Genomic DNA, 7931 nt, shown 5'->3' with positions numbered 1-7931 from the left:
CTGGCCCCGATCTGGGTGCGCAAGATGCCGAAGAAGGATGCCGAGGAGATCGGCATGCACTATCTCAAGCGCGTCAAGATCCCGGAGCAGGCGCTGAAATATCCGGGCCAGCTCTCGGGCGGCCAGCAGCAGCGCGTCGCGATCGCGCGATCGCTCTGCATGAGCCCCAAAATCATGCTGTTCGACGAGCCGACCTCGGCGCTCGACCCCGAGATGGTCAAGGAGGTGCTCGACACCATGGTGAGCCTGGCGGACGAGGGCATGACCATGCTCTGCGTCACCCACGAAATGGGCTTTGCCCGCCAGGTCGCCGACCGGGTCATCTTCATGGATGCCGGCCAAGTCGTCGAGATGAACGAGCCCAACGAGTTCTTCAAGAACCCGCAGCACGAACGCACCAAGCTCTTCCTCAGCCAGATCCTGCACTGAGGCAGGGCAAGACTTGAACCATGCGGCGCGCCGAACCCTCGGAGCGCCGCAACTGCGTCAAGTTTAAAGCGAGGAACGAGCGTCGTCTGCCGCAATGGATGCTGCCACGGCGATTGATCCGACGACCATAGATAGAGATTACCCCGTATCGCCCCACTATCGGCGCGATCAATTTCCGGAACATTTCGGGATGTACCCCGTTCTTGCCTGCAGAACGGAGGAACGCATCATGAGATTCATTATTCCGACGATGACTGCTGTCCTGCTTGCGACGAGCGGCGCCTATGCCCAGTCGATCAACATTGGACCGGGCGGCGTCTCGGTCGATCCACGCTCGCCGCGCGAGCGCGCCATCGACCGCGAAATCCGCCGCGAAGAGCGCATGCGCGATCGCGCCCGCTGGGAGCGCAGCAGCTGGCGCGGCGATTGCCGCACCGTGAGGACCATCGAGGAAACGCCGCGCGGCGAGATCAGGCGGACGACGCGGGTCTGCGATTGATCTCCCGCCGAAATGTGCAAGAGAAAGCCCGCCCGTAATCCGGGGGCGGGCTTCTGATCGTTGGAGCTGGCTTATTTGGCGTCGCGGGCCTTCACGGCGGCATCGGGGAAGTCCGAGAACAGCCCGTCGATGCCGAGATCGAAGAAGGCCTTGTACTCGGCCGCGGGATCGCCCTTGAAGTTCGAGGTCAGCCGCTTCGGTTCGCTCCGGAACGTCCAGGTATGGACGAAGAGGCCGGCCGCATGCGCGTCCTTGACGACGTTGGTCGGCGCGATCAGCACCCGATCCTGCTCGTCGATCTTGCCGTCGCCATTCAGATCCTTCGGCTTGCCGTCCTCGCCGATGGTCTGCTTGCCGGCGAGAATATAGGGCTTCCATGGCCCGACGCCGTCGGCATAGGTCTTGATCTCCTTCAACCCGTCGGCCGTGACCAGATCCTTGAAGGTGCGCTTGTCGCCGGTGACGACGAAGTCGTAGGGCTTGTCGAAGGGCGCGGCCAGCACGATGCCGCCATCCTTGTCGACGTCATCGGCATCGACGAGCTGGACAAGACGCAATTGCGTCTTGCCGCGCAGATATTTGAGGTTGGCCGTCTCGAAGCTCTGGATGATCACGGGCGAGGACTTTTCGGTCCAGCCGGACGCCTTCAACTGGTCAAGCAGGCGGTCCTCGAGCGGCAGCCCGATCGCGGCATGAAAGATCGGGTGCTTGGTCTCGGGGTAGATGCCGATGGTGCGGCCGGTCCGGCTGCTTTCGGCCTTGGCGAGATCGATGATCTCCTGCAGCGTCGGGATCGGGAACTTGCCATTATGCGACTGGTCGCGATCGGGCATCGCCTGCTTGGCGCGCAGCGTCTTGATCTCGGCGAGGGTGAAATCACCGGCAAACCAGTCATTGGTGTCGACACCGTCGACCTTCCGGACGGTCTTGCGAGTTGCGAATTCCGGCCGCCCCGAAACGTCCGTGGTGCCGCTCAGCATCGGCTCGTGCCGTGCGACGAGCACGCCGTCCTTTGTCGCGACAAGATCCGGCTCGATGAAGTCGGCGCCCTGTTCGATCGCCAGCTTGTAGGATTCGAGCGTGTGCTCGGGCCTGTGGCCGCTGGCACCGCGGTGACCGACGATGAGAGGCTTCTTCCCATCGAGCGTCGGAACGGGCTGGGCGAAAGCGGGCGATGTGGCAGCAAGGCCGCCGCAGGCAAGAGCGGCCAGCATCGTGGCCGAAAGAAGCGTCTGTTTCATCGGATCTGTTCCCTGATCGCGGCAAGAGCGCGCGACCATGATCAGACGATATGACAGCTCCGTGAAGTGGTCTTCTTACGCCACGACAACTTTTAGGCGAGGCGCGGGGCGCTGCCCGTCCGGTCTGTATCGTGGCGCGTCCGGCCGGACGAGGATGGAAGCCGCGGCAGAGGCGTCGCCCGGCCGGGCCAGAGCGGCGCCTTTGTCTGCGCCGGGCTCAGCGCCTGTTTTCGAGCGTCGTCTTGGCATCGAGCCTCTTCTGGGGAGGCGGGGTCAGGTCCGGCGGCGGTGTGGTGGCGCAGGCGGTGAGGGCAAGGCTCAGAAGACCGGCAAGCGTGATTCGGCAGAGGCTCTGCATGGCGTGGTTTCCACTTGATCGGAGCGATCAAACTCCGTGTGACGCTGATGACGACGCTTCGTCAAGCAGACGGCTTCACATGATAATGCGTCGAGTTTCAGGCTGCGCGCAGCAACGGCGGCCGGTCTCCTTTGCCGGGTCGCCATCCGGTAGAGATTGTGCCCCGAGGAAACCTGGCTCTGCATTCGGATGACCACATCGGGGAAGTCTTCCGCCAGCCTTTCCGGATGACTGGCGGCCTCTGCCTGCCCATGGACCACGGAGCGCGACAGTGGCTCAACGCGGACGGAATGTGCGAGACATATCTCTGCTTCAAAGTATCCGGTCGAGACGTTGTTGCCCCTGCCTCGTCTATATGACACCACAGCGCCGAGATTGTGCCGGAGACGCCGGCACCAGACGGAACGACGCAATGACCCCTGCCGCCCGCATCAGCGCCGCCATCGAGGTGCTGGACGATATCATCCAGCGCCGCCGGCCGGCATCCGACGCTCTGAAGGATTGGGGTCTGTCGCGGCGCTTTGCCGGGTCGAAGGATCGGGCCGCAATTGCGACGCTGGTCTATGACGCGCTCCGCCGCCGCTCCTCCTCGGCCTTCGCCATGGGCGAGGAAACCTCGCGCGCGATGGTTCTCGGCATGCTGGCCGGCCTGCGCGAACTCCGAATGGAAGAGATCGCCGAACTGTGCTCAGGCGAGAACCACGCGCCCGCGCCCCTGACGCGCGAGGAGGCGACCAGGCTGATCACCTTCGATCTCGACGAGGCACCGGGCTGGGTCCGCGCCGATGTGCCGGAATGGCTGTGGCCCACATTCTCCGCGAATTTTGGCGAGCAGGCCGTGTCGGAGGGGGCTGCGCTGGCCGATCGTGCGCCGATCGACATTCGCGTCAACCGCCTCAAGTCGAATCAGGCCAAGGTGTTGGCGGATCTTTCTCATCTCGGGGCGGAGGCCGGGGCATGGTCCCCTGATGCGATCCGCTTCCTGCCAGGGGCGGATGGGCGCGGTCCCTCCCTCCAGAGCGAGCCGAGTTTCTTCGAGGGCGCCTTCGAGATTCAGGACGAGGGCTCCCAGCTCGTCTCGCTGCTGGCCGGCGCCAAACCCGGCGAGACCGTGATCGATCTTTGTGCCGGCGCAGGCGGCAAGACGCTGGCGCTCGCTGCCCAGATGCAGAATCAGGGTCGCCTGTTCGCGACCGATCTCGATAGCCGTCGCCTGGCGCCACTGCATGATCGTCTGGCGCGCTCGGGCGCCAATATCGTCCAGATTCGCGTCCCGCGCAGCCGCGGCCATGAATCCCTCAGCGAAGTCGTTGGCGAGGCCGATCTCGTCCTGGTCGATGCGCCGTGCACCGGCTCCGGCACCTGGCGGCGCAATCCCGATGCAAAATGGCGCGTCAGACCAGGCGCGCTCGCCGAGCGGATCAAGGATCAGGCCGAGGTGCTGGCGCGCGCGGCCCGCCTGGTGAAGCCCGGCGGCCGCATCGCCTATGTCACCTGCTCCGTGCTCCCGGATGAGAATGACGCGGCCGTTTCAGGGTTTCTGCAGCGCCACCCCGGCTTCACGCTCGTGCCGAGCCAGGAGATCCTGTCGTCGACGGAAGGCGACTTCGCTCTGCTCGCGCGGTTCTCGACCGCGCTTGGCCTGCAATTGTCGCCGCAACGTACCGGGACGGACGGATTCTACCTGGCCTGCGTCAGGCGCGAGGCCTGAGGCGCGCTTGCGCCGTTGCGCCCACGCGCGCGATGGCGTAACCGGGCGCGATGACGAGCAAGCCCCACGACTCCATTCTCATCATCGATTTCGGTAGCCAGGTCACGCAGCTGATCGCGCGTCGCGTACGCGAGATCGGCGTCTATTGCGAGATCGCGCCGTTCCAGTCGGCCTCCGAGGCCTTTCAGCGGATGAAGCCGAAGGGCGTCATCTTCTCCGGCGGGCCGGCCTCCGTGCCGGATGAAAATTCGCCCCGCGCCCCGCAGGAGGTCTTCTCGGCGGGCTTGCCGCTTCTTGGCATCTGCTATGGCCAGCAGACCATGGCGCATCAGCTCGGCGGCAAGGTCGAGGGCGGGCACGCGGCCGAGTTCGGCCGCGCCGATGTCGAGATCGTTGCGCCTTCGGCACTGTTCAGGGACGTCTGGAACCAGGGCGGCCGCTTTCCGGTGTGGATGAGCCATGGCGACCGCGTCACCCAGTTGCCGGCTGGTTTTTCGGTCAAGGCGACCTCGGAGAACGCGCCCTATGCGGTGGCGAGCGACGAGGAGCGACGTTTCTATTCGACCATGTTCCACCCGGAGGTGGTGCATACCCCGGACGGTGCCAAGCTGCTGCGCAACTTCGTCGTCGATATCTGCGGCTGCGTCCCGGATTGGAGCATGTCCGCCTATCGCTCCGAGACCATCGCCAAGATCCGTGCGCAGGTCGGCACGGGCAGGGTGATCTGCGGGCTTTCCGGCGGCGTCGATTCCGCCGTTGCCGCCGTGCTGATCCACGAGGCCATCGGAGACCAGCTCACCTGCGTCTTCGTCGATCATGGCCTGATGCGGATGAACGAGGCGGAAGAGGTCGTGCGCCTGTTCCGCGACAGCTACAACATCCCGCTCGTGCATGTGGAGGCGGAGGAGCTCTTCCTCGCCGAGCTCGCCAAATGCGGCTCCGATCCGGAGGCCAAGCGCAAGACCATCGGCCGCCTCTTCATCGAGGTCTTCGACGAGGAAGCGCGCAAGCTCGGTGGCGCCGACTTCCTGGCGCAGGGCACGCTCTATCCCGACGTGATCGAGAGCGTCTCCTTCTCCGGCGGGCCCTCCGTGACGATCAAGTCGCACCACAATGTCGGCGGGTTGCCCGAGCGCATGAAGATGAAGCTCGTCGAGCCGCTCCGCGAGCTGTTCAAGGACGAGGTCCGCGTGCTCGGCCGGGAGCTCGGCTTGCCCGAGGCCTTCGTCGGCCGCCATCCCTTCCCGGGACCGGGCCTCGCCATTCGCTGCCCCGGCGAGATCACCAAGGAAAAGCTCGACATCCTGCGCAAGGCTGATGCGATCTATCTCGAGGAGATCCGCAAGGCCGGACTCTACGACGTGATCTGGCAGGCTTTTGCGGTGCTGCTGCCAGTGCGCACCGTCGGCGTGATGGGCGACTACCGCACTTACGACCATGTCTGCGCCTTGCGCGCCGTCACCTCGGTCGACGGCATGACGGCCGATTTCTACCCCTATGACATGGCCTTCCTCGGCCGCACCGCGACCCGCATCATCAACGAGGTCAAGGGCATCAACCGGGTCGTCTACGACGTGACGTCGAAGCCGCCCGGTACGATCGAGTGGGAGTGATTCAGACCCTCTCGAATGCCGCGCTGAGGGTCTTTCCCGGCCTCGAACATCACAATCTGCGCCGGGCTCCGGCATGCCCACATCTGCGTTACGGTCAACTCCGATGATCCAGCGTACTTTAGAGGGCACGTAGACGAAAACCTCATCCGCTCGGCCGAGGCATTGGGCCTGGCCGCAGAGGAGCAACTGACCCTGGCAGGCAACAGCCTCGGGGGCCGCGTTCATGGATGAGGACAGGCGTAGAATGAGCCGGAAGGTCATCAAGGGCAGGAGACCACTGGCTCGTACAGCGGTCTCCTGCAATGAGACCTGAAAATACAGATTCTCCGCTCCGCATCTGGCTTGCCGTAGTCGTGCTGGGCATCGCCTCGTTCACAATGGTCACGACTGAGTTCGCGCCGATCGGGCTGCTGTCCCAGATCGCCCTTGATCTGGGACGAGATCAGGCCGCGGTCGGGCTCACGGTGACGCTCTATGCCTGGATCGGCGCCGCGAGCGGCCTGTTGTCAGCCGTTCTGCTCCAGAAGTTTCCTCGCAAGCCATTGCTCATCGTCTTGATGCTCGTTCTTTCCGCGACCAATCTTGCGGTGATGATTTCCCACAGTTTCGACGGGTTGTTGCTGGCACGCGCCGTGGGCGCTGTCGTTCACGGCTTCTTCTGGGCCATGGCGGCTGCGGTCGCGTCACAGATTGCCCCCTCCCACCGTATGGGTGTTGCAACCGCAATCATATTTGGCGGGATCTCGATGGCGACCGTTGTCGGCGTGCCGCTTGCGAACCTCGTCGGTCAGGCGAGTGGATGGCGTGTAGCGTTTGGTTCAATTGGCGCAGTCGGGCTGCTCACCTCAGTCCTGATGATCGCAGTTCTTCCCAAAATGCAGCCCGGATCGCCGGTTGGATGGCGAGAGCTTGGATCGGTGTTCCGCAGACATGACCTGCTGGGGATCTATGCTGTAACGGCATTCATGGCGGCGGCGAATTTCGCAGCGTACACTTTTATCGAACCATTCCTCGGAGAGATTCCGGATCTTCCCCATGTCATGATCGGAATGTTGCTGTTCAGCTTTGGGGGAGCAGGAATCCTTGGGAACATCCTGACCGGCTTTCTCATCGACCGCTTCATGAAGTCCATCATCACTGCTGGGCTGTTTGCCCTGTGCCTGGCGCTCGTCGGCCTTGGATGGTTCGGTCCCCAGCTGGGAACAGGTCGAGTCCTCGTCTTGCTCGTCATCTGGGGCGCCGCCATCGCGGCGCTGTTCGCGGGCCTGCAGACCTGGATCCTGCGCGCGGCCGGTTCGACAGTCATGTCCGCTGCCGCGATACACTCGGCGGTCATCAATTCGGCCATTGGCTTCGGAGCCATCCTCGGCGCCCGGATATTGACTGTATCCGGCGTATCCGGAGTGATGCTGGCCGCCGGAATGATCGTCATTGTTCCGCTTCTGATAATCCTGTTGCAAGCGGCTCCCCAGGCTGGCCCGAAGGAAAGGGGGAGCGTTGCTTGATGGTTGAGGCCGCAGCCAGACGCCGGCAGGCTTCTCAAGAATACCTGGACGGGTTCGGCAACGGCCCGGTGATCTTGCCTTTGAAATAAAGAGCGTAACTTTTTGACAGTCCTGATGTCAGAGTTTTTGCGGTTCAAGATGGATTTGCGAGACGTTTCAATTGGTTATTCGTTATTCAAACAATCGAGTGGGAGTGAGGACGAGCGGCGGCAGCATGCCAGCTCCCACCGCTCGCGGACAGGCGAGAATGTGCATGCGACGTGGATAGCGCTCCTCAGATTGTCGAGGCCATGGTTTTGACCAACTCCCGAGGGGCTCCTTCTCCACCGGATTTGGGATCAGATCGACCGCGATTGCGGTCCTAGAGTTGTCTCTGCCGCTTGCCGCGCGACCTGATCCCGCCGGCGCCTGAGAAGGACCGCGTCTGATGGATTGGACGCAAGGCCGATGGCGCGATCAAAGGCCGCAAGGGCAGCGTCGGTCGGGCCCGAGCGGGACAGCAATTCGGCATGCGCCGCATGAAACGGCTGATAGGCTAAGAGCGCTGGGGCAAGCGATTCAAGCGCGTGCAAACC

Annotated in this window: 7 protein-coding genes; 5 read left to right on the top strand and 2 right to left on the bottom strand. The window is 63.6% G+C overall.

Features of this window, described 5'->3' with window-relative positions:
• Positions 1–429, top strand: a 429-nt coding sequence (locus AB4099_RS34895) for an amino acid ABC transporter ATP-binding protein (protein ID WP_441481120.1), incomplete at its 5' end; no start/stop codon positions are given.
• A gap of 229 nt (positions 430–658) precedes the next feature.
• Entirely contained in the window at positions 659–928 is a 270-nt protein-coding gene (locus AB4099_RS34890) for a hypothetical protein (RefSeq protein ID WP_162768527.1), read from the top strand.
• A gap of 71 nt (positions 929–999) precedes the next feature.
• Here the strand turns inward: AB4099_RS34890 and AB4099_RS34885 are convergent, their stop codons facing one another.
• Both AB4099_RS34885 and AB4099_RS34880 read right to left on the bottom strand, forming a co-directional pair.
• Entirely contained in the window at positions 1000–2169 is a 1170-nt protein-coding gene (locus AB4099_RS34885; protein ID WP_441481460.1) for a glycerophosphodiester phosphodiesterase, read from the bottom strand.
• Positions 2170–2386: 217 nt separating this feature from the next.
• Complete coding sequence (locus AB4099_RS34880; protein WP_441481459.1) at positions 2387–2527, bottom strand: hypothetical protein; 141 nt, start codon at positions 2525–2527, stop codon at positions 2387–2389.
• Positions 2528–2939: 412 nt separating this feature from the next.
• Here AB4099_RS34880 and AB4099_RS34875 point away from each other — a divergent pair, with 412 nt between their 5' ends.
• From AB4099_RS34875 to AB4099_RS34865, 3 genes are all read left to right on the top strand, one after another.
• Entirely contained in the window at positions 2940–4238 is a 1299-nt protein-coding gene (locus AB4099_RS34875; protein ID WP_441481458.1) for an RsmB/NOP family class I SAM-dependent RNA methyltransferase, read from the top strand.
• A 50-nt stretch (positions 4239–4288) separates the two neighbouring features.
• Positions 4289–5851, top strand: coding sequence for a glutamine-hydrolyzing GMP synthase (gene guaA, locus AB4099_RS34870; RefSeq protein ID WP_113519198.1), 1563 nt, complete (start codon positions 4289–4291; stop codon positions 5849–5851).
• Between the two features lie 353 nt (positions 5852–6204).
• Positions 6205–7356: an MFS transporter gene (locus tag AB4099_RS34865; protein WP_441481457.1), complete on the top strand. Its 1152-nt coding sequence runs from the start codon at positions 6205–6207 to the stop codon at positions 7354–7356.
• Positions 7357–7931 lie beyond the last annotated feature (575 nt).

This window comes from Allobosea sp. 2KB_26 (assembly GCF_052115715.1).
In the GTDB taxonomy this organism is placed as follows: domain Bacteria; phylum Pseudomonadota; class Alphaproteobacteria; order Rhizobiales; family Beijerinckiaceae; genus Allobosea.
The sequence above is the reverse complement of the archived record's forward strand: the minus strand, read 5'-3'. Positions and strand labels throughout refer to the sequence as shown.